The organism is Corynebacterium sp. CCUG 51687, assembly GCF_024453995.1.
Taxonomy (GTDB): domain Bacteria; phylum Actinomycetota; class Actinomycetes; order Mycobacteriales; family Mycobacteriaceae; genus Corynebacterium; species Corynebacterium pseudogenitalium.
This window is the reverse complement of sequence record NZ_JAGPYT010000007.1, coordinates 1-22,405: the sequence shown is the minus strand read 5'-3', so window position 1 is coordinate 22,405 and position 22,405 is coordinate 1. Positions and strand designations below refer to the sequence as shown.

The following is a 22,405-nucleotide window of genomic DNA, read 5'->3' as shown; positions in this document are numbered from 1 at the left end:
AGTGAAGGCCCCGCCAGCCGAAGCCGACGGGGCCTTCCCCATCCCTAACCCCTTTCTTGCCCACAATGGGCGAAAGGAGACCACTCAATCCAAGCCCCTATTACTTGAAATGAGCACCGCTAGATTAACACAAACCCATCCGAAAGTAGGAACCATGTCCGTGTGCTCGGATTATTCCTCCACGTGAACCGCAACGTCACGTCGCTGCGGTACTCCGCCCAGCAGCCCGACCGCCGCGACGAGCGCGCTCATAGCGATACCAATCCATAGTGCCTGCGCAGAGCCGTTATTGCCCGCGCTCGAGAGCGACGCGGCCAGCCAGTGCATCGGCATCGCCGAAGAAAGTGCCTCGAGGACCCCACTAACAGGGGCAGCCGCGGCGGCTTTCCAAACCCACCCGACTACCCCCATCTGAAGAATTATCAGGATTGCGGCAACCAGACTCCCCCATCCGCGGCCAAACAGCGCCGCGAGCGCCGTCGTCACACCAACGGAGGCGGCCGCACCGCACAGCAGCGCGAGAGCCGCGATTCCCAGAGCGGCCGGGCTCAGGTTGTGGCCGAGGATGAACACCAGCACCCAGCCAGCAACCGCCAGGAGCACGACGCCTAGCGCCAGCGCCAGCCAGCGCCTCGTGCGGGACAGCCACGCCGCCGCGGCGACGCCGACGCCGCCCAACCCCACGAGTGCCGCGACCAGCATCGCCGCGACCGGGGCCAGCGAGGACTCCTGCGGCTCCTGCGCTGCGCCCTCCGCACCCGCCTGCGCCGCCGCCGGCGCCGGGAGCGCGCCACGCACCGCGCGAATCTGGTCGGCGGTCAGGTTCGCCATGTGGTCAATCTTTGCGACACCCTCATCAAGCTGTGCAATACCGCCGACCGCGCCCTGCGCCTCGTTATTGAGCTGAGTCAGTCCACTCGCCAGCTGCTGGGCGCCGTTCGTGGCCGTGTAGACGCCGTCGTGGTAGGCGTAGCCCGGCACCGCTAGCTGGTTGGCTACCTCGCGGGAGCCGTCGCGCAGCTTGTTCATCTGGGCGACAACCTCCGGCGGCAACTGGGCATTGTCCGCCTGGACCTTCAGTTGTTGAAGCTGCTCGCGTGCGGCGATGACGTCCGGGTCCTTGGAGGCCTTCGTCGATACGAGGGCGCGGTCGATGGCAGCGGTGACCTGGCCACGCACCGCATCGAAGGCCGTGGCCTGCTCAACAACCTGGCCAATCGCGTCCGCGACCTCCGTCGCGCCACCCCCGAGCTGGCCCGTCGCCGCCTGTAGCTGCACCATCCCGGCCGACAACTCCTGCGCACCAGCCTGCGCCTGGGAGATCGCGGCGACGAGTTCGTCGGCGCCGCCGGTGAGTTGGGAGGTGCCGTCGACAAGCTCTTTGGTGCCCTGCGTGAGAAAGCCCGCCTGCGTGTTGGCCTCCCCCGCCGCGCGGCGCGCCTCGTTCGGGTTGCCGCGATCCGACGGCAGCTGCGGCGCGCTGGCGTCCCCCTGCGTGGACATCCAGGTACTCACCGGACTCAGCGGCAGGAACGCCGCAACAATACACACCAACAACACACACAACACGCGCCACTTCATGGTGCACAATGTAACCCCTGCAACTGCATGAATGCTGGAAGGCACACCGCACGCTCCCAAAGATGTTGTGGCCTTGTCCAAGCTTGTTGCTACCCTTTAAAGCAACTGACAGTTTTCAAATCCCAAACTCAGAGAGGGTTCACCATGGCACTACCTCTCGTGCTCGCATTCGTGGCCGCGACGGTTCCGCTATCGCCGCTGCTCGTGCGAGTTTTCGACAGGAAAGCAGGCTGGCCGCTGGCGCTCCTGCTGTTCGCCGCAGCGGTCACGCTGGGCCGCGAATTTCCCAGCATTTCCCAAGGCAACGTGGAAACGTGGTCCGTCACCTGGGCCAACGACATCCTCGGGCCCGGCACCGAAATCGCGTTCTCACTGCGCGCGGACGGCCTGAGCATCTTCTTTGCGTTGCTCGCGCTCGTCATTGGCGGCATTGTCCTTATATATTCGGCCGCATACCTGCCGAAGCGCGAGGGCAACACCAGCTTCTATACCATCATGACGGCGTTTACCCTCTCGGTGCTGCTGCTCGTGCTTGCGGACGACACCGTGCTCCTCTTCATCGGCTGGGAGCTCGTCTCGATCGCGTCCTTCATGCTCATCGCCCGCTCCGGCTCCGGCGGCGAGGCCGGCTCCTACCGCACGCTCATCCTGACCTTCTTCGGCGGGCTGACGCTGCTGGCGGGCCTGGCGGTCGTCTCCGTCGCGGCAGGAACGACGCAGCTCAGCGCAGTGCTCGCGTCGCCGGTCTGGGCGCAGTCGCCGGGGCTGACCACCACGGTGGCGCTGCTCATCGGCTTCTCCGCCTTCACCAAGGCCGCGCAATTCCCCTTCCACTTCTGGCTGCCTGAAGCCATGGCGGCAGCCACGCCAGTCTCCGCGTTCCTGCACGCGGCGGCAGTGGTCAAGGCGGGCGTCTACGTCCTGCTGCGCTTCTCCACCATCTTCCACGACGTCACCGCGTGGAACACGCTGCTACTGGTCACCGGCCTGTTTACCGCGCTGATGTCGGCAGCCTTCGCCATTACGAAGACGGACCTGAAGCACCTGACGGCCTACTCCACGGTCTCCCACCTGGGTTGGATCGTCGCGGCGATCGGCATCGGCACCCCGGCGGCGCTTGCCGCCGCGATGGTGCACACGCTGGCCCACGCGCTGTTCAAGTCCTCCCTGTTCATGCTCATCGGCGTCATTGACCACCAGGCAGGTTCCCGCGACATCCGCCGTCTCGGCCAGCTGTACAAGCAGCTGCCGTTCACCTTCGCCTCCACCTGCGTGGCCGCGGCCTCCATGGCCGCCATCCCGCCGCTGTTCGGCTTCATTTCGAAGGAATCCATCCTCACGGCGTTCGACGCCACAAGCTTCGGCCCGCTGCTGCTCGCCATCGCCGGGCTTGCCGCCCTGCTGACCTTCATCTACTCGGCGAAGATCGTCTTCGGCGCATTTATCGACGGCACCAAGCCCATGCCGCACGTCACCGAAGCGCCCGTCGCGCTCTGGCTGCCAGCCGCGCTGCCCGGCCTGACCTCCCTGGTCCTGCCGTTCACGCTCGGCTGGGTAGACAACCCGATCAACGCGGGCGTGCGCACCATCACTGGCGACACCGAGTTCCACTCGCACCTGGCACTGTGGCACGGCCTGAACGCGCCGTTCATCGTCTCGCTCATCGTGCTCGTGCTGGGTGTTTGCTTCGTCCTCTTCGTGCGCAAGCCGTTCTTCGCGGCCGTCGAGAACAAGCAGCTGCTGCCAACCAGCGGCAATGACCTGCTCAACGCCATGGTCCGCGGGCTTTCCAAGGTGGGCCGCTGGCTCGGCGCGATGGCGGACACGTTCAACCCGTCGCGCCACCTGCTGCCGACAGTGCTGTGCATCCTCGTCCTCGGCGTGAGCACCGCGGTGTTCACCGAGGGTGTCGACGGGATGCCACTCGCACCGCGCGCCGAAGGCATCGACGTGTGGTGGGACCTCATCCCATTCGCCATCATCACCCTGTCCGTCATCGGCCTGGTGCGCACCCGCTCCCGCCTCGCCGCGGCGGTACTGCTGGGCACCACCGGCGTGGGCATGACGCTGCAGATGCTCATGCTCGGCGCACCCGACGTGGCGCTGACCCAGTTCCTCGTCGAGTCGCTGACCGTCGTGATCATCATGGTGGTGCTGCGCTACCAGCCACGCACCTTCCCCAAGACCCCGACCTCACGCAAGGTCTTCGCGGCCGTCGTCGCTGCCATCGCCGGCGTGGTCGCCTTCCTCGGCGTCTACGCCCTGCTGGGCCGCCACGACCGCTCCGACCTCGCCCTGTGGTACCTCACCGAGGGAGGAAAGATGACCAGCGCCGACAACATCGTCGCCGTCATCATCGTTGAGTTCCGTGGCTTCGATACCCTCGGCGAGCTCTCCGTGCTCGGCATGGCGGCAGTGGTCATCGCGGCCGTCGTCCAGTCCATGCCACGCCACATGTTCGAGGCCGGCACCCGCCCACGCCCATTCGGCCAGTCGCAGCTCAACTCGCTGCCACTGCGCAAGGCGTCCGCGCTCGTCGTACCGATCCTCGCACTGCTGTCCGTCCTCATCTTCTTCCGTGGCCACACCGCGCCCGGCGGCGGCTTCGTCGCAGCGCTCGTGCTGGCCACCGCGTTCGGCCTCAACTACCTGTCCCGTGGCGCGGACGCGTACGTCGTCAAGCAACTCACCCCGATCAGGCTGACGGGCTGGGGCATCATCATCGCCATCAGCTCCGGCTTCCTCGGATTCCTCGAAGGCGGATTCATGTACGCCATCCACGGCACCATCGCCGGGGAGCACATGACGACGTCCCTCATCTTCGACTTCGGCATCTACCTCGCCGTGCTCGGCATGGTCACGCAGGCGCTCAACGCGCTCGGCGGCTACCTACGCCCCGGCACCGAGATTTCCGACCTCACCTACACCCGCGGCGGCGAAAACCCGCTGCCGGACGTGCCAGAGCCAGAGGCGCCCGCCGAGCCTGTCGACGCTCACCCAGCCCCACTCAACCCCGCGGAAAACCCGCGCCCAGTTACCACGAAGGAGCTGTAAACCACATGGTCATGGCACTTACCATCGCGGTCCTGGTTGCAGGGTCCGTCTACATGATCCTCCAGCGCGGCATGGTCCGCATCATCTTCGGCATGTCCCTGTTCGGACACGCCTCCAACCTGACACTGCTGGCCACCGGCATCGGCGCCTGGCGCGGCGAGGCATTCCCCTCCCGCACCGCCTTCGCCGACCTGTCCGACCCGCTGCCGCAGGCGTTCGTGCTCACCGCCATCGTTATCGCCATGGCGACGACCACGATCCTGCTCATGCTGGCCTCACTTGGCAAGGATGACGACACCATGGACAACCCGACCGGCGTCGCAGGCACCTACGACCTGATGCGCCTGAGCCCGTCCGCGCTGTCCACCGCAGGCCGCACCGCGCGCCTCAACCCGAACAAGATGAACAACACGGAAGGAGCACCACGCGCATGAGTGCGGACGCAATCCTCCCAGTCTTCGTCGCCCTGCCGCTCATCATGGCAGCGGTGACGACGCTCAGTCCCTGGAAGCGCGGCAACGACGCCCTGGGCCTCATCATCCCCGCCATCAACCTCGGCCTGGCAATTTGGCTGTACAGCTACACCGCCGAGCACGGCACCATCTCCCACGTCATCGGCCTGTACCAGGGCGGCGTCGGCATCTCCTTCGCCGCCGACCAGTTCTCGGCCATCATGCTGATCACCACCATGATCGTGGCGCTGACCTCCAACTGGTTCGCCAGCGTGGCCGGTGAAACCCAGGCGCGCTACTTCACGCCGCTAACCCTGGTGCTTATCACCGGTGTCTCCGGCGCACTGCTCACCGCGGACCTGTTCAACTTCTTCGTCATGATCGAGGTCATGCTGCTGCCGTCCTACGGCCTCATCGCCATGACCGGCACCCGCAACCGCCTGCTGTCCGCCCGCACGTTCGTGCTGGTGAACCTGGCAGCGTCGACACTGCTCGTGATGGGCGTGGGCTACATCTACGGTGTTGCCGGCGCCGTCAACATCGCCGCCCTGCGCGGCGCCGCGGCCGGCAACGGCCCGATCACCGTGGCCACCGGCCTGGTCGTCATCGCCATCGCCGCCAAAGCCGGCGTCTTCCCGGTCCATACCTGGCTGCCACGCACCTACCCCTCCACCAGTGCCGCCGTCATGGGCCTGTTCTCCGGCCTGCACACCAAGGTGGCCGTCTACATGCTCTTCCGCATCTGGGTGGTCATCTTCGACATGGACGCGCGCTGGAACGCACTGATCATCGTCATCATGGTGATCTCCATGCTCATCGGTGGCTTCGCCGGCCTTGCCGAGCACACCATGCGCCGCGTCCTGGGCTACCAGATGGTCAACGGCATGCCGTTCATCCTCATCATGCTGGCCTTTACTAACGACGACGCCCGCTACGCCCTCGCCGCCGGCCTCATGTACACGCTGCACCACATGATCACCATCGCAGCACTCGTGCTCAACGTCGGTGCCATCGAGGAAACCTACGGCACCGGCACCATCTCGAAGCTGTCCGGCCTCGCACGCCGCGACCCGCTCACCTCCGCCGTCTTCGTCGCCGGCGCGTTCTCCATCGTCGGCTTCCCGCCGTTCTCCGGCCTCTTCGGCAAGGTCACCATCGTGCTCGCCGCCGCTACACCCGGCGACTGGCGCTCCTGGGTGGCAATCACCACCATCATCGTCGCGTCCTTCGGTGCGCTGCTGTCCATGATGCGCGTCTGGAAGCGCGTCTTCTGGGGCCGCCCAATGCAGCACTACCCGAAGGCCCTCAACGTCCGCGCGAAGCTGCTCGCACCGTCCGCGCTGCTCATGTTCATGTCCCTCGGCATGTTCATCGGCGCCGGCCCACTCTGGGCAGCCAGCACCGCGGCCGTCGATAGCCTTCTCGACGTCGACTCCTACACCACCGCCGTCCTCGGCGACGACGCCATCGGCATCCCCGATGTGGACACCCTCCAAGGAGGTAACTAACCATGCTGCAACGCTTCGTACACGGCGTGGGCTACACCGCCTGGCTCATCAAGGAAATCTTCGCCGCAGGCTTCAGCGCCGCCGCGGCCGCCTTCAAGCCCAACACCGGGCTGGACCCGATCATCATCTACTACCCGCTGCGCCTGACCACCGACTGGCAGGTCTTCTGGTACTCCACCTCCATCACCGTCACCCCGGGCACGCTGTCCCTCGGGCTGCGCTACCCCGCCCAGGAAGGCAGACCGATGGTGCTGCTGGTCCAAGCGGCGTTCGGCAGCGACCCATTAGATCAGATCGCCGGCCTCATCGACATGGAGGAGCGCATCAACCCGGCGGTCAAAGCCACCCCGCTGGACCCCGCATCCATCGGGTGGGACCCCTACGTGGACCTCGGCGACCCCGACGACCACACCCTGCCACCAGCGGAAAGGATGGACTAGAACATGTTTGAAACGATCCTCATGGGCTGCGTCATCGTCATGGCGCTCAGCCTGCTCGTCGGCCTCGCTGGTCTGATCCTGGTCAAGGACGAACTCTCCCGCGCCGTCATGGCCGACCTCATCTTCTACGCCATGGTCACCATCTTCCTCGTCTGGTCCATCTGGACCCAGACCATGATCGGCTACGAAATCGCCATCCTCGCAGGCCTCGTCTGTGGCGTTATCCCGACCATCTCCATGGCCCGCATCATCACGAGAGGACGCCGCTAATGACCATCATCGAAATCATAGTCGCAGCGCTCGTCGTCGTAGCCACCCTGCTCGTAGTCGCCACCGCGCTCCTGCAGCTGCGCGCCCCCGACGCCCTAACCCGCGCGAACCTGCTCGGCCCAACCGTCTGCCTGGCCTTCCCGATCCTGGTCGTTGCGAAGCTGATCTGGTCCTGGTCCACCACCGGATTCGACCTCAATGACTTCCTCCGCGCCATCATCGCCATCGCCGGCGTATGGATCGTCGGCTCCGTCGGCTCCTTCATCATGGGCCGCACCCTCTACGGCGTGACCGTCTCCGATAAGCGCGACCGGCACCCGAACCGGCCGAACCACCGGATCTAGGTTCCGGTTCTGGGGTTTGCTGGCGCCCAAAACCATTCATAGCGTGGGCTTAAAGGAGTGCGATGCAGGTCGCGCATTTTCACCCGCCCGAGCCGATTTCCGGCGACCAGCATCGCACTCCATTAACACCTCGACACGAACAAAACGCTCGGGGTGGCGCCGTGTCTGTACCCAACAAACACCTAAACCCGCCGGGACGTCACCGTCCTGGCGGGCTTAAATCGTTAAGGGTTACTTCTGCTGCGCAGCGCGCTTAGCAGCAAGGGACTCGCGAACCTTGGTCTCCAGGTCAGCGTCGACCTTGCCCCAGTACTCGTAGACGCGCTCCTCGATCTCCTTGTTGGTGATCGCCATCATCTTGTTGGTGATGTTGTGCACGAAGCGTTCCTTGGCGGCGTCGTCGAAGACGTCGCGGTAGAGGGTGCCGGCTTGGCCGAAGTCGTCATCCTCAGCGTGCTTGACGTAGGCGGCGCGCACCAGATCGGTACCCTCCGGGTCCGGGTTGATGTAGAGGTTCTCGGCGAGGCCGAGGTCCTGGCCGCTGGCGGAGGTTTCGCCGTCGTCGAGGTAGCCGGCGCCCTTCTCGTAGGAGTTCGGGCTGTAGTTTGGCTCGTTCTCCTCGTTGAAGAAGTACGCCATGGAGCCGCGCTCTGCGTAGGTGTTCACCTGGTTGATCGGGCGGTTGACCGGCAGGTCCTTGTAGTTGGCGCCGATGCGGTAACGCTGCTGGTCAGAGTACGCAAAGACGCGCGCCTGCAGCATACGGTCCGGGGACAGGCCAACGCCTGGGACCAGGTTGGCTGGGTCGAGTGCCAGCTGCTCGATCTGGGCGTGGAAGTTCTTCGGGTTACGGTTGAGGACGAAGTAGCCGACGTCGATAAGCGGGTAGTCCTTCTGCGACCAAGTCTTGGTGAGGTCGAACGGGTTGAAGCGGTAGTCCTTCGCCTCCTCGAACGGCATGATCTGCACCTTGACGTCCCAGATTGGGTAGTCCCCATCCTTGATGGCATTGAAGAGGTCCTCGCGCTGCAAGTCCGGGTCCGTGCCGGCCTTCTCGGTGGCTTCTTCGTCGGTGAAGCACTCCCAGCCCTGGCGGGTCTTGAAGTGGTACTTGACCCAAACTGGGGTGCCTTCCTCGTTGATCCACTGGAAGGTATGGGAACCGAATCCGTCCTGGTGACGGGAGGTCTTCGGAGTGCCGCGGTCGCCGAGCAGGTAGGTCACCTGGTGAGCAGATTCAGGGGTGCGGGTCCAGAAGTCCCACTGCATCTCGTCATCGCGCAGGCCGGAGTTCGGCTGGCGCTTCTGGGAGTGGATGAAGTCCGGGAACTTGATGCCGTCGCGCAGGAAGAACGTCGGGGTGTTATTGCCGACAATGTCATAGTTGCCGTCTTCGGTGTAGAAGCGCAGTGCGAAACCGTGAACGTCACGCCAAGTGTCTGGGGAGCCTGCCTCACCAGCAACGGTGGAGAAGCGTGCAGCCATCGGGGTGACGGTGCCAGGCTGGAAGAGCTTCGCCTTCGTGTACTTGGACACGTCCTCGGTGATGTGCAGCTCACCGAATGCTCCGTGGCCCTTCGCGTGTGGAATACGTTCGGGGACATTCTCGCGGTTGAAGTGCGCAAGCTTCTCGATGAGGTGAATGTCATCCAGGACATTCGCGCCCTGACGGCCCTGCGTAACACTCACGTTTTCCGATGGGACGGGCTGGCCACTGAGCTGGGTGGTTTGACCCTTGCCCGCTGGACGTTCGCCGTTCGAAAGGATGTGGTCTACGTTCTTCTCTGCCATTGTTAGGCCCTCCTTATTGTTAGGGTTCGATTTATACAGTACGCGAATATCAGAGTGGCATCAAGGGTTTTTCCAATACTGGTACCCTTTTTATTCGTGAACAGCAGCGATAGCCAGTACGTCACCGACCTCGCCCTCCGGGCCGGCCGGGGCGACAAAGCTGCCCTCACCGACTTCATCGCCGCCACCCAAGACGACGTCTGGCGCCTCCTCGCCCACCTCGCGGGACACGACGCCGCCGACGACCTCACCCAAGAGACCTACCTGCGCGCCCTCGGCGCCCTCCCGCGCTTCGCCGGCCGCTCCACCGCCCGCACGTGGCTCCTCTCCATCGCGCGCCGCACCTGGATCGACTCCGTGCGCCACGACCGCAGTCGCCCGCGCGCCACCAACAGTGACTACGACGACGTCGCCAACCAACAGCCCAGCACCGACGACCCGAACCTGTGGCCCGAAGTTATCGACGCCCACAACCTCCTCAACGAACTCGCCCCCGACAGGCGCGAAGCCATCGTCCTCACGCAAGTGCTCGGCTACAGCTACGAGGAAGCCGCCAAAATCGCTGGCGTGCGCATCGGGACCATCCGCTCCCGCGTCGCCCGCGCACGAAAAGACATCATGCGACTTACGGAACAGACCTAGCTCATTACCCCCTTTTCGTTTATTGCACAGCAGGCCCTCGAAGACCTTGACATCGCGCTTTCACAACCCCACTCGAGCAGCGTCGACATTGTCGTCGATGGGTCCCAGCAGCCGCTACGGATTCCACGATCCGCCGCCTCTGCACTACGCGAAGTGCTCGCCAACGAGGCGGAGGGCAGGCCGGTTGAAATTGTTCCGGTACAAAAAGAGCTCACCACCCAGCAGGCGGCGGACCTCCTCCACGTGTCCAGACCTCACGTCGTGAAGCTCATCGACACCGGCCAATTAGCCGGCCACAAAGTCGGGGCGCACCGGCGCCTCTACGCCGACGACGTCTTCGCATTCAAACGCAAAAGGGACGCAGCGCAGCGCGCCAACACGGACGAATGATCCACCTGGAACCAAACCAAAAAGGTTCCGAATTCACCGACCAGGCCCAACCCATCAACTACACTGCCTTTTATGATTCGAAACGCAATAGCGATCTCCTTTGCCTTCATCGGCATCGTTGTCGGCGCCGGGTTTGCGTCCGGCCAGGAAGCGATGCAGTACTTTGTAGCCTTCGGCACGCAAGGCATTTGGGGAGCACTCTTGAGCTCGGCCCTGATGCTGGTCGGCGGTATCTCCATCCTCCAGCTTGGCTCCTACTTCCAGGCGACTGAACACATGGAAGTGCTCGGTAACATCACTGGCAAGGTCATGGGCTGGGTTCTGGACATCTCGACCATCATCACGCTGTTCTCCATCGGGTTCATCATGTTCGCAGGTGCGGGTGCGAACCTGAACCAGCAGTTCGGTATCCCGGTCTGGATCGGCGCGGTCATCATGCTGGCAATGGTGCTCGGCGTTGGCATGCTGGACGTCAATAAGGTGACCAGCGCGATCGGCATCCTCACCCCATTCCTCCTGATCTTCGTGATCGGCGGCTGCACCTGGACCATCGTCAACGCGCAGCCAGACTGGGATAGCATCAACATCGCAGCCCAGGACGTCGCAACCGAGCTGCCAAACTGGTGGATCGCCGCACTGAACTACACCGGCCTGAACTTCATCTGCGTTGTGTCCATGGCGGTCGTCATCGGCGGCAACTACCTCGATCCGCGCGAAACCGGCCTCGGCGGCCTCTTCGGCGGTATTGCCTACCTCGCGATGCTGCTCCTGCTCGGCATGGGCCTCATGGTCAGCATCAGCGACGTCAACGGCCACGACATGCCGATGCTCACCCTCATCAACAACATCAACCCAACACTCGGCCTCATCATGACGTTCGTGATCTTCGGCATGATTTTCGCCACCTCGTTGGGCATGTTCTACGCCCTGGGCAAGCGCCTGGCACGCGGTCGCCAGCAGAAGTTCCGCGTCATCTACATCTCCGCGTGCCTGATCGGGTTCGTCCTGTCCTTCGTCGGCTTCAAGGACTTAATCTCGTTCGTCTACCCGATCCTGGGCTACCTGGGCCTGGTACTCATCGTCGTGGTCACATCAGCCCGCATCCGCGGCTCGGAAACCCTGCGCCACGAAGGCAGCCTGCGACGCCGCGCCCTCGAGCTCATGAAGGACAAACTCGATCCGCGCGTGAAGTTCACCCGCCACGACCAGCGCGAGCTGGACAAGATTACCGAGAAGTCCGTCATGGAAAATAAGGACTTCAAGGAAGCCATGATCGAAGAGGCCGAGCAGGCCCTCGAAGCGGAAGAAGTCCTCGAGACGGAAGAGGCTGAGAGCCAGGCTAAATAATCCTGCCCAGCCAAGTGCCAAGGGACGCAAGATGCGTGCTTTGGCACTTTTTCTTTGGCTCTTACAAGGGTGAGCGCACCAAATTCCTGTTTTTCCCCTTAGTGCCAGGAGAGGAGTCGGAACGTTTCCCCAGGTCGTTGATTCTGCATGGGCGAATTTGGTGTGCACCCAGAGAGGCCTAGTGCCAAAGGACGCAACCGGTTTTGGTGCAGCCATTCAACACTGCAGGTCAGCAATGTGCTAGATGTTTTCCGGTGCGTCCATTGGCACTGGCTACCTAGCAACCACACCTCAAACCCAGGATCCAAGAAAGTATTGGGGCATTTCCCTGGTCACGGACCGGCCTGCCCCAAAAGCCGAAGCAGAAAAGCGGCCCCGCCAGGGAGCAAACCCCAGGGGACCGCCCTCAAGCGCCCTCAAGAAGCCAGAAAAGCTACTTCACAAGCAGCTCCGCGATCTGAATCGTGTTCAGTGCGGCGCCCTTGCGCAGGTTGTCGCCGGAGACGACGAACACGAGGCCGCGGTTGCCGTCGACGGCCTGGTCCTGGCGGATGCGACCGACGAGGGAATCGTCCTTGCCGGCGGCGGCGAGAGGGGTCGGTACGTCGACGACGGAGACGCCCGGCGCGGCCTCCAGGACGGCGCGAGCCTGGTCAGGGGTGATTTCCTTCTCAAACTCGGCGTGGACGACCATGGTGTGCCCGGTGAACACTGGGACGCGGACGCAGGTGCCGGAGACGCGCAGGTCTGGGATGGAGAGGATCTTGCGCGATTCGTTGCGGAGTTTCTGCTCCTCGTCGGTTTCTTCGGTGCCGTCGTCGACGAGGTTGCCGGCGAGTGGCAGCGCGTTGAAGGCGATGGGTGCGACGTATGGGCCGAGCTCCTCGGGCTGGAGGAGGGAGCCGTCGAGGGCGAGTTCGGTGTTGCGCTCGCCGATTTCGGCGACCTGGTTTGCAAGCGCCTGCACACCGGCGAGGCCGGAGCCGGATACGGCCTGGTAGGAGGCTACGCGCATGGTGTGAAGGCCGGCGGCGTCATGGAGTGCCTTGGCCACGGGCATGATTGCCATGGTGGTGCAGTTCGGGTTCGCGATGATGCCCTTGGCTGGCGCCTTGGCTTCGTCGGGGTTGACCTCGGAGACGATGAGGGGGACGTCGTCGTCCTTGCGCCACGCGGAGGAGTTGTCTACGACGGTGGCGCCGGCGGCTGCGAAGACTGGGGCCCACTGCTTGGAGGTGCCGCCGCCTGCGGAAAAGAGCGCGATGTCGACGTCGGCGACGGAGTCTTCGGTGACCTGGGTGAGGTCTTCGACGACGACGTCCTGGCCGCGGTATTCGAGGTGCTTACCCGCGGAGCGTGGTGATGCGAAGAAGCGCACTTTGTCCGCTGGGAAGTCTCGTTCGGCGAGGATTTCGCGCATGACGCGGCCGACCTGGCCGGTTGCACCTACTACTGCGATGGTGGTCATGAAGTGTGTCCTTTCTTAGCGTCCGGTGCCAGCGTAGACGATGGCTGGTTCGTCGCCGCCGAGTTCGAACTTGTCGTGGATAGCGCGGGTAGCTTCCTCAAGGTCGATTTCGCGTACAACGGCAGTGATGCGGATTTCGGAGGTGGTGATCATGTCGATGTTCACGCCGGCGTCGCGAAGTGCTTCGGTGAAGTCGGCGGTGACGCCCGGGTGGGTCTTCATGCCTGCACCGATGAGGGACACCTTGCCGATCTGGTCGTTGTAGGTGATGTTGTCCCAGCCTTCTTTCGCCTGGAGGGCCTTGAGCAGTTCCATGGCGCGGGGGCCGTCGGCAATTGGGAGGGTGAAGGTGATGTCGGTGGTCAGGTTGTGGAGGCTGGAGATGTTCTGCAGCACCATGTCGATGTTGATCTCGTTGTCGGCGAGGACGCGGAACACCTTGGCGGCCTCCCCTGGCAGGTCCTTGACGCCGAGGATGGTGATTTTCGCTTCGGACGCGTCGGTGGCAACGCCGGACAGTACTGCTTCTTCCATGGGGATATCCTCCAATGCTCCGGCGACGAGGGTGCCGGGATCGTTGCTGTATGACGAACGCACCCGCATGGGTACGTTGAATGCGCGCGCATATTCCACACTGCGCAGCACAAGGATTTTCGAGCCGGACGCGGCGAGCTCAAGCATCTCTTCGAAGCAGAGCTTGTCGAGTTTGCGGGCATCGTGGACGATGCGTGGGTCGGCGGTGTAAACGCCGTCAACGTCCGAGTAGATTTCGCACTCGTCGGCGCCGAGGGCGGCGGCGAGGGCGACGGCGGTGGTGTCGGACCCGCCGCGGCCGAGGGTGGTGACGTCCTTAGTGTCACGGTTGACGCCCTGGAAGCCGGCGACGATGGCGATGCGGCCGGCGTCGATAGCTTCTTGGACGCGGCCCGGCGTCACCTCAATAATGCGGGCGTTGCCGTGGCGCTCGGTGGTGATGACGCCCGCCTGCGAGCCGGTGAAGGACTGCACATCAGCGCCGAAGGATGCGACCGCCATCGCGACCAGCGAGTTCGAGATGCGCTCGCCTGCGGTGAGCAGCATGTCCATCTCGCGGGCTGGCGGCGTTGGGTTGACGCGGGCGGCGAGGTCCAGCAGCTCGTCGGTGGTGTCGCCCATTGCGGAACACACCACCACGACATCGTGCCCCTGCTTCTTAGTGGCAACGATGCGTTCAGCAACCGCGCGTATGCGGTCGGCGCTTTCGAGGGACGAGCCCCCGTATTTCTGCACGATCAATGCCATGGTAGAACCTTCCATCGGTGTAAAAACTGTCGCGTGAAAATCCGCACTATAAGAATAGCGTCCCAAAAACGACTATGGGGCGACATGGCACAGAAAATTAGTATTATCGTTGACCATGCAGAACGACTTCCTTGCGATTAGCTTTGCGCTCACGTCTGCGCTGCTCATCGCGGTGGGGACGGTGTGGCGCCACCGCATCTTGCGCGCCGGCCGCTCCACAACGGAGGTCAATCCCTCACCGCTTTCTTCTTTGCGACGCCCCGCCTGGTGGGCATCGCTCGCCCTTGCGCTGGCCGCGTACGGATTTCAGGCGCTGGCGCTGGCGTTCGGATCCCTGCTGGTAGTCCAGCCGATTCTGGTGCTGTCACTGATGTTCACGCTGCTACTTTCGGCGCGCGTGGAGCACCGCACAATGTCGCCGCAGGGCACGGCGTGGGCGACGCTGCTGACCATTTTCGTTGCGGTGGTGATCCTGGTGGGCCGCCCGGTGCCGGGCACCGCCCCGCCGGGAATGGTCGGCTGGGTGCTGGCAATCGGGGTTGGGCTGGCCTGGATGGTCGGGACGGTCGCGTTCGCCCGCACCCGTGGCGCCGCTACGCAGGCGCTGGCCTACGGCATCCTGTGCGGCGCGATCTTCGGCTACCTGGCGGTGTTTTCCAAGGTGGCTGTGGACGCCTACGTACACGGCGGAGTCGTTGGACTTGTGGAGTCGTGGCAGTTCTGGGCCATGCTGGCCTGCGCGGTGCTGGGCACGGCAGTGCAGCAGTTCGCGTTCGGCGCCAGCAAGCTGGCCACCACGCTGCCGGCCATGAAGGTTGTTGAGCCTCTGGTTGCACTCACCTTGGGCATCGTGCTGCTTGGGGAGAACTTCGCCGTGTCCAGTGTTGGGGGTTGGGTGGCGATGGTGGCGTCGATAATTATGATGCTGGCCAGCGCGGCGATGCTCACACGGGTCAGTATTCAAGTGGGATAGGCGCAAACCGTGTATGCTTTGGCGCATGTCACATCAGCTGCTGCTCCTAATCTGCCGCGGCGGGATACAGGCCTCGTTGTAACACGGCCGGCGCCCGTCGCGGAGTTTGTGCACGCCGACCGTGAAACTCGCCACGAAGGAGAACAGCCACAATGACCACCCAACCAGCCTGGAATAAGCAGCAGCCATCGAAGATGCCAGCGCACCGCTACCTGCCGTTTGCGCAGGAGGTAGAGCCTATCCGCCTGCCGGATCGCACCTGGCCAGACGCCACCATCACGCACGCACCACAGTGGTGCGCGGTGGACCTGCGCGACGGCAACCAGGCCCTGATTGACCCGATGAACCCAGAGCGCAAGCGCCGCATGTTCAACCTGCTGGTGGAGATGGGGTACAAGGAGATCGAGGTGGGCTTCCCGTCCGCCTCGCAGACTGACTTCAACTTTGTGCGCGAGATCATCGAGCAGGACATGATCCCGGATGACGTCACCATCCAGGTGCTGGTACAGGCCCGTGAGCACCTGATTCGTCGCACGTTCGAGGCGTGCTCGGGCGCGAAGAACGTGATCGTGCACTTCTACAACTCGACGTCGAAGCTGCAGCGCGAAGTGGTGTTCCGGAAAGACCGCCCGGCGATCAAGAAACTGGCGACGGACGCGGCGGAGCTGATCAAGGGCATCGCGAAGGATTACCCGGACACGAACTGGCGCTGGCAGTACTCGCCGGAGTCCTTCACCGGCACTGAGCTGGACTTTGCGGCTGAGGTGTGCGACGCCGTCGTCGAGATCATGGACGCGACCCCTGAGCAGCCGATGATCATCAACCTGCCGGCGACCGTCGAAATGATTACCCCAAATGTGTACGCGGACTCGGTCGAGTGGATGCACCGCAACCTGAAGCGCCGCGACTCCATCATCCTGTCGCTGCACCCCCACAACGACCGCGGCGAAGGCATCGCCGCGGCCGAGCTGGGCTACATGGCGGGCGCGGACCGCATCGAAGGCTGCCTGTTCGGCAACGGTGAACGCACCGGCAACGTCGACCTGGTCACACTGGGCCTGAACATGCTGACGCAGGGCGTCGACCCGCAGATCGACTTCTCTGATATCCAGCGCATCCGCGACGTCGTGGAGTACTGCAACCAGCTGCGCGTCCCCGAGCGCCACCCATACGGCGGCGACCTGGTCTTCACGGCGTTCTCCGGCTCGCACCAGGACGCTATTAATAAAGGCCTGGACGCACTGGCGAGCAAGGTGCGCCCAGGCGCAAACTCCACCGAGGTGCAGTGGGAAGAGCTGCGCGAGACGGTGTGGGAGGTCCCGTACCTGCCGATCGATCCGAAGGATGTGGGCCGCGACTACGAGGCCGTCATCCGCGTCAACTCCCAGTCCGGCAAGGGTGGCGTTGCCTACATCATGAAGACGGACCACGGCATCGATATGCCGAAGGCGATGCAGCCGGAGTTCTCCGCGGTGGTGCAGAACATCACCGACAACGAGGGCGGCGAGGTCAACTCGAAGAACATGTGGGACATCTTCGCCACGACCTACCTGGACCCGGATTCGCCACTGGAGCTGCACTCCTTCCGCACGTCGGATGAGGAAGGCAAGGACGCCACGACGACCGGGATCCGCGCCAAGGTGACTTACAACGGCCAGGACCACGAAGTCACAGGTGTCGGCAACGGCCCGATCGCGGCGTTCGCGAACGCTCTGGAGAACATCGGCATCAACGTCGAGGTGCAGGACTACTCGCAGCGCGCCCGCTCCGCGGGTGACGACGCCGACGCGGCCTGCTACATCTACGCGGATGTCGACGGCAAGTGTGCGTGGGGCGCTGGCGTGGCAGGATCGACGACGTTGGCGTCGATGCAGGCCATCGTGTCCGCGGTGAACCGCTCGACCGTCGCATAGCTCCACCCCCGTCAGGGGGGTCGTTCTGCCTGGCGGACTGAGATGCGAGTGATAAAGCGCGCTCGCTTCTCTTACGCCTCTCTCAGCGTATAAGAATCCGCGCTGCGTACGACCGTGACGCGTCACACGCCTCCACAGGTCGACATGCGTTTACCCAGGTGCGCGCCTTATACTCATTGCTCGGAGATTTATCTACTGGCGAGGCAGCACCGGGTAAGGCAGGGCGAAATGGCAACAACATACGTGGTTCCAGACCACGGGCTTGGTGCTGTTCGCAACATCCCGGTGCACGAGGCGGAGCAAGAGCACATCATTCACCTGCTCGATTCTGCCGATACGGGCGTTGCGGACCTCGCGGCGCTGCTTATCCCGCGCGCTGTGGGCGGCGGGTTCGACATTCACTTCCAGGACTCGGTGCTCGGCAGCATGAGCGCCTCGGACGCGCGCGAGTACGCGGAGCTGTCCTGGATCGTGGAAGCCTCGATGATCCCGCAGGTCACGGTGCGCGCCACCCGCCTTGCGGACGGCTCCCTGCAAACCGTCCTCCGCCTGCCACGCCCCGGCCTGTGCATCCCCACCAACCAGCCCCCGACCGAGCCGTGGGTGTTTCTCGACGACACCCGCACCTACGACGTCTCCTTCCTCCCGGACGCGCAGGAAGCCCAGGAAGTTTCGGTGCTGGACCGGAAGCATTACCTGCTCACGCTGAGCGCCACTGAGGATGCCGCCGAAGATACTGTGCAGGTCGCGATTGGGGATCGGGCCGTCGGCACCCTGGTGGGGCCAGTGGCCACCGCGCTGCTGCCGACGCTGCAGTCCCTCAGCGAGCGTGGCCTGCTGGCGGTAGCTCACGGCTACCTCGCGCCGCTGGGTGGCAAGCCGTCGTTGAGCGTGACCGTTGGCCCACTCGCCCCGGACGTGCTTCCGCCCCTCTCCCCGATTCCGCCGGTGCAGGTCCACCCGCGCCACCCGGATACCTCGGCGATGTCGGCGACCACCGTGATCCCCGTGGTACGCCCAGAGGAGCTGGAAGACAGCGCCGACGCGGTGGCCAAGTCCGCCGCAGCGAAGGCTGATTCGGAGGAGTTCCCCGCCGTGGAGACCCCGGCGGACGAGAAGGCCCCGGAGGCGCAGCCGAAGAAGAACCAGCCGATCCACCCGATGCGCTGGGTAGCCGCTGTCATCGGCGCGCTGCTGATCGCGCTGATCGGCTCGGTGGCGTTCAGCGAGCAGTGGAGCGGCTCGCCGGACACAGTTTCCACGTACATGACGGAGCCTGCGCACTCCCCGAGCAAGTCCGGCCAGAAGCCGGAACCTTCGAAGCGGTCGACGGAACAGACCACCGAGGAGACCACGCCGCCTTCTTCGGAGCCCGCGTCTGAGCCGGCCTCGGCGCCAGCCCCGGCGCAACAGGAACCGGCGTACCAGGTGCCAGCACAACCGGCCCCGGTGTGGCAGGCCCCAGCGCCTGCGCCCGTGCCCGCCCCTGCGCCTGCACCAGCGCCTGTGCAGCAGCCCGCTCCCGCGCAGGAACAGCCCGCGCCGGCCCCTGCACCAGCGCCTGCCCCCGACTACCAGTACAATTTCGGCGGCCTGCAGATCCAGTCGGACACGCCGCTCGGCGGGCCATTACACCGCGTGCAGTGGCCATAGCTACTATCAGAGTGATGACAACACCTGACCACGAGCTCTTTCCGTTCGTCGCGGTAAGCGCCCTTTCGACAAGCATCCACCCCTCCACGGGGCGTTTGCTCACCCTCGATGCGGTCACGTTCGACGAAAACGGCGAGGTCGGCGAGGACTTCCACGCCGTATTCAACCCGGTCAAAGACGCCGGCCCACGCCACCTGCACAACCTGGAGAAGAGCGACTTCGCCCAGGCGCCACGGTTCGCGCGGCACCTCAAGACACTCAACAAGCTTATCGACGGCCGCACCCTCATCGTGCTCGACAGCCCCACGGAGTGGGGGTACCTCGTCTCCGAGTCGCGCCGCGCCATGAACGCCGCCGCCCGCGCCAACCGCCAACGCGCCCGCAAGCACAACCGGCGCCGCCAGCGCGTCGGCCACATCCCGCGCCCCGAAGCAATCGTGGACATCCTCGGCAGCGCACGCCGCCAGGGCCACATCCTCATCGACGAGCGACTCAACGCCGTGGCCAACCAAGTCGGCGTGCTCTCCGAACCGGCCACCGCCACCGTCGAGCGCGCCAGCGTCCCCGAGGAGGAACTCTCCCGGGCGGCCACACTGAAGCTCGTCGCGGTGTACCTGCAGCTGCGCGAAAACGGCACGCTGACCAGCATCGAACCGGAGGACCTCAAGGCGGACCGCTTCGGCCTGCAGCGCTCCGCACTGCGGGTGGACGCGCATAAGCGCGAAGGGGACGTCGATAATCCGGGCGTCTACACGGGTGCGGGCCTCAAGCCAGGCATGGAGATCTCCATCTCCGACGACGTCGCCGTCGACCCCGACGAGCTCATCCAGGCCGCGCTCGACGCCGGGCTGAACTACCAAGAAAAGCTCACACGCACCGCCTCCCTCGTCGTCTCCGACGCCCCATCCCGCGGCGCCGAACTGCGAGGCAAAGCGATGCACGCGCACCGCAAAGACATCCCGGTGCTCAGCGCGCAAGAGTTTCTCCAGGCCGTAGCGCGCGACTAACGTAGAGGCATGCTCTCACAACTGCGTACCTCTGTTGCGCTGGCCGCCGCGCAGGCCGCCACGTTCGCGTCGCGCGCCACCGGCCGCGGCGCCGGCGGCATGATCGGCGGGCTCGTTGCCAACGCGATCGACCCGAACATCATGGCAGGCCTGTCCAAGGGGCGCCCGTCCGTGCTGGTGACGGGCACGAACGGCAAGTCCACCACCACAAAGATGCTGGTAGCGGCGCTGCGCTCCACCAGGACCGTCGCCACCAACGACGGCGGCGACAACATGGACGCCGGCATCATCTCCGCGCTCATGGCGGGCAAGGACGCCTCCACGATCGCCCTCGAGGTCGACGAGCTGCACGTCCCCCACGTCGCCGACCGGCTGCAGCCGAAGGCGTTCGTGCTGCTCAACCTGTCGCGCGACCAGCTGGACCGCGTCGGCGAGATCAACAAGATCGAGCGCGCCCTCCGCGGCGCCGTCAACGCACACCCGGAGGCCACCGTCATCGCTAACTGCGACGACGTGCTGATGACCTCCGTCGCCTGGGACCACCCCAACGTCATCTGGGTTTCCGCGGGCGTCGGCTGGCTCGGCGACTCCGTCACCAACCCCCGCAGCGGCGGCCACGTCGTACGCACCGAGGACGACTGGTACGCCGTCGAACCCCTCCCCGACGGCTCCGAGTTTCGACGCCCCACCCCCACCTACGCCGTCACCGACGACGGCCTGCGCTGCCCGGATGGGGGCGTCGTCACGCTTGACCTGGCGCTGCCGGGGCGGGCCAACCGCGGCAACGCCGCACAGGCCGTAGCCTGCGCCGTCGACGTCTTCGGTGTACCACTCGCCTCCGCGCTCGCCGCCGTCGCCGACGTCCAAGACGTCGCAGGACGCTACTCCACCATCCACTTCGGCGACCACGAAGTCCGCCTCCTGCTGGCCAAGAATCCGGCAGGCTGGCAAGAGGCCCTCTCCATGGTGGACCGCACCGCCGACGGCCTCGTCATCGCCGTCAACGGCCAAGTCGCCGACGGCGAAGACCTCTCCTGGCTCTGGGACGTCAAGTTCGAAGACTTCCACGGCATCGCCGTCAAAGCCGCTGGCGAACGCGGCACCGACCTCGCCGTGCGCCTGCTCTACGCCGACATCGAACACGAACTGATCCACAACTGCGTCGACGCCATCCGCGCCTGCCCACCCGGCCGCGTCGAAGTGCTGGCCAACTACACCGCCTTCCGCGACCTCAAAAAGGACCTACACAAGGAGCTGGACCGTGACTAACACTTTGACCATCGGCCTGCTGCTGCCCGACGTACTCGGCACCTACGGCGACGACGGCAACGCCCTCGTCCTGCGCCAACGAGCCCGCATGCGCGGCATCGACGCCCACATCCGGCCCATCCCCCTCACCGAGGACATCCCCTCCGACTGCGACATCTACACCCTCGGCGGCGGCGAAGACTCCGCCCAAATCATCGCGGCCTCCCGCCTCAACGCGTCCCCCGGCCTGCAGCGCGCCATCGACGCCGGCCGCCCCGTCTTCGCCGTCTGCGCCGGCATGCAGGTCCTCGGCCACAGCTTCACCGCCCACGGCAAGGAAGTCGCCGGCATCGGCGTCCTCGACGTCCACACCTCCCCCATGCCGGAGCGCGCCATCGGGGAAGTCCAATCCCACCCACTTCTCGACGGCCTCTCCGCCCCCCTCACCGGATTCGAAAACCACATGGGCGGCACCACCCTCGGCCCCGACGCCTCCCCACTCGGCCAGGTGAAACGCGGCGTGGGTAACAACGTGGGTGCTGGTTCTCGGGCTGGCGTTGAGGGCGTTGTGCAGGGCAGTGTCATCGCCACCTACATGCACGGCCCCGCCCTGGCCCGCAACCCCGAACTTGCCGACCTCCTCCTCGCCCGCGCCCTCGGCATCGACGCCCAGGAACTCACCCCACTCGCGTTGCCCGAGGTGGACCAGCTGCGCAAGGAGCGCCTCAGGTAGGTTGCCGCTAGCGCTCTAGGAGCCAGTGCCAAAGGACGCATTTCCTTCCGAGGAACTCGGGAAAAGCCCAGGTCGCGAAAAAGGTGTTGCGTCTTTTGGCACTCGGCTCGGTTGGGGTGACACCAAATTCCCGCATTGGATTTTCGCGACCTGGGGAAACGCTTCAGGGCCTACTCGAAAAGCGCGAATTTGGTGTCAAGCTCGTTGGTCACAACACCAAATTCCTAGTTTTTCCCTAGGTGGCAGGCTGGTTGTGGGCCAGAACCTGAAGGAGGTCCGCACCCATGTCCCCGCACGATATTCCCCCGCT

Annotated in this window: 19 protein-coding genes; 15 read left to right on the top strand and 4 right to left on the bottom strand. The window is 64.6% G+C overall.

From position 1 onward, the window contains the following. Positions 1–171: 171 nt before the first annotated feature. Positions 172–1,581 carry a hypothetical protein gene (locus KBX13_RS07745; RefSeq protein ID WP_256021542.1) on the bottom strand — a complete coding sequence of 470 codons (1,410 nt, stop codon included), beginning with the start codon at positions 1,579–1,581 and terminating at the stop codon, positions 172–174. Positions 1,582–1,725: 144 nt separating this feature from the next. Here KBX13_RS07745 and KBX13_RS07740 point away from each other — a divergent pair, with 144 nt between their 5' ends. Genes KBX13_RS07740 through KBX13_RS07715 form a run of 6 tightly spaced genes read left to right on the top strand, consistent with a single transcriptional unit; the run spans position 1,726 to position 7,649 of the window. Next, entirely contained in the window at positions 1,726–4,635 is a 2,910-nt protein-coding gene (locus KBX13_RS07740; protein ID WP_256021540.1) for a DUF4040 family protein, read from the top strand. Positions 4,636–4,640: 5 nt separating this feature from the next. Next, entirely contained in the window at positions 4,641–5,069 is a 429-nt protein-coding gene (locus tag KBX13_RS07735) for a cation:proton antiporter subunit C (protein WP_071569559.1), read from the top strand. Continuing rightward, the gene (locus KBX13_RS07730) at positions 5,066–6,595 is read left to right on the top strand and encodes a monovalent cation/H+ antiporter subunit D family protein (protein WP_070477295.1); all 1,530 of its coding nucleotides are present in this window, start codon (positions 5,066–5,068) and stop codon (positions 6,593–6,595) included. The genes KBX13_RS07735 and KBX13_RS07730 overlap by 4 nt, the downstream gene beginning before the upstream one ends. Before the next feature lie 2 nt (positions 6,596–6,597). Next, complete coding sequence (locus KBX13_RS07725; protein ID WP_256021537.1) at positions 6,598–7,035, top strand: monovalent cation/H+ antiporter subunit E; 438 nt, start codon at positions 6,598–6,600, stop codon at positions 7,033–7,035. Positions 7,036–7,038: 3 nt separating this feature from the next. Beyond that, entirely contained in the window at positions 7,039–7,305 is a 267-nt protein-coding gene (locus KBX13_RS07720) for a cation:proton antiporter (protein ID WP_256005993.1), read from the top strand. Next, entirely contained in the window at positions 7,305–7,649 is a 345-nt protein-coding gene (locus tag KBX13_RS07715; protein ID WP_256021536.1) for a Na+/H+ antiporter subunit G, read from the top strand. The genes KBX13_RS07720 and KBX13_RS07715 overlap by 1 nt, the downstream gene beginning before the upstream one ends. A gap of 231 nt (positions 7,650–7,880) precedes the next feature. Here KBX13_RS07715 and KBX13_RS07710 read toward each other — a convergent pair whose 3' ends face one another. Further along, positions 7,881–9,440 (bottom strand): catalase, encoded by a 1,560-nt coding sequence (locus KBX13_RS07710; RefSeq protein ID WP_256021534.1) that lies wholly within the window; start codon positions 9,438–9,440, stop codon positions 7,881–7,883. A gap of 96 nt (positions 9,441–9,536) precedes the next feature. Here KBX13_RS07710 and KBX13_RS07705 point away from each other — a divergent pair, with 96 nt between their 5' ends. From KBX13_RS07705 to KBX13_RS07695, 3 genes are all read left to right on the top strand, one after another. Next, on the top strand, positions 9,537–10,082 hold the full coding sequence (locus KBX13_RS07705; RefSeq protein ID WP_070363268.1) for an RNA polymerase sigma factor: 546 nt from the start codon (positions 9,537–9,539) through the stop codon (positions 10,080–10,082). Between the two features lie 153 nt (positions 10,083–10,235). Next, entirely contained in the window at positions 10,236–10,472 is a 237-nt protein-coding gene (locus KBX13_RS07700) for a helix-turn-helix domain-containing protein (protein WP_256000666.1), read from the top strand. A gap of 72 nt (positions 10,473–10,544) precedes the next feature. Then, positions 10,545–11,819, top strand: coding sequence for a hypothetical protein (locus KBX13_RS07695; RefSeq protein WP_070363270.1), 1,275 nt, complete (start codon positions 10,545–10,547; stop codon positions 11,817–11,819). Positions 11,820–12,252: 433 nt separating this feature from the next. Here KBX13_RS07695 and KBX13_RS07690 read toward each other — a convergent pair whose 3' ends face one another. Next, entirely contained in the window at positions 12,253–13,287 is a 1,035-nt protein-coding gene (locus tag KBX13_RS07690) for an aspartate-semialdehyde dehydrogenase (RefSeq protein ID WP_070477284.1), read from the bottom strand. A 15-nt stretch (positions 13,288–13,302) separates the two neighbouring features. Beyond that, on the bottom strand, positions 13,303–14,568 hold the full coding sequence (locus KBX13_RS07685; RefSeq protein WP_070363272.1) for an aspartate kinase: 1,266 nt from the start codon (positions 14,566–14,568) through the stop codon (positions 13,303–13,305). Positions 14,569–14,683: 115 nt separating this feature from the next. Between KBX13_RS07685 and KBX13_RS07680 the strand changes: the two genes are divergently transcribed. The 6 genes from KBX13_RS07680 to KBX13_RS07655 all read left to right on the top strand — a co-directional run bounded on the left by KBX13_RS07680 (position 14,684) and on the right by KBX13_RS07655 (position 22,095). Next, the gene (locus KBX13_RS07680) at positions 14,684–15,541 is read left to right on the top strand and encodes a DMT family transporter (RefSeq protein WP_070363273.1); all 858 of its coding nucleotides are present in this window, start codon (positions 14,684–14,686) and stop codon (positions 15,539–15,541) included. A 152-nt stretch (positions 15,542–15,693) separates the two neighbouring features. Then, positions 15,694–17,454 (top strand): 2-isopropylmalate synthase, encoded by a 1,761-nt coding sequence (gene leuA / locus KBX13_RS07675; protein WP_256021532.1) that lies wholly within the window; start codon positions 15,694–15,696, stop codon positions 17,452–17,454. A gap of 228 nt (positions 17,455–17,682) precedes the next feature. Further along, positions 17,683–19,107, top strand: a complete 1,425-nt coding sequence (locus KBX13_RS07670; RefSeq protein WP_256021657.1) for a hypothetical protein — start codon at positions 17,683–17,685, stop codon at positions 19,105–19,107. A 14-nt stretch (positions 19,108–19,121) separates the two neighbouring features. After that, positions 19,122–20,114 (top strand): DNA polymerase III subunit epsilon, encoded by a 993-nt coding sequence (locus tag KBX13_RS07665; protein WP_256021530.1) that lies wholly within the window; start codon positions 19,122–19,124, stop codon positions 20,112–20,114. A 9-nt stretch (positions 20,115–20,123) separates the two neighbouring features. Beyond that, positions 20,124–21,383 (top strand): Mur ligase family protein, encoded by a 1,260-nt coding sequence (locus KBX13_RS07660; protein WP_256021528.1) that lies wholly within the window; start codon positions 20,124–20,126, stop codon positions 21,381–21,383. Beyond that, positions 21,376–22,095: a glutamine amidotransferase gene (locus KBX13_RS07655; protein ID WP_256021527.1), complete on the top strand. Its 720-nt coding sequence runs from the start codon at positions 21,376–21,378 to the stop codon at positions 22,093–22,095. The genes KBX13_RS07660 and KBX13_RS07655 overlap by 8 nt, the downstream gene beginning before the upstream one ends. Positions 22,096–22,405 lie beyond the last annotated feature (310 nt).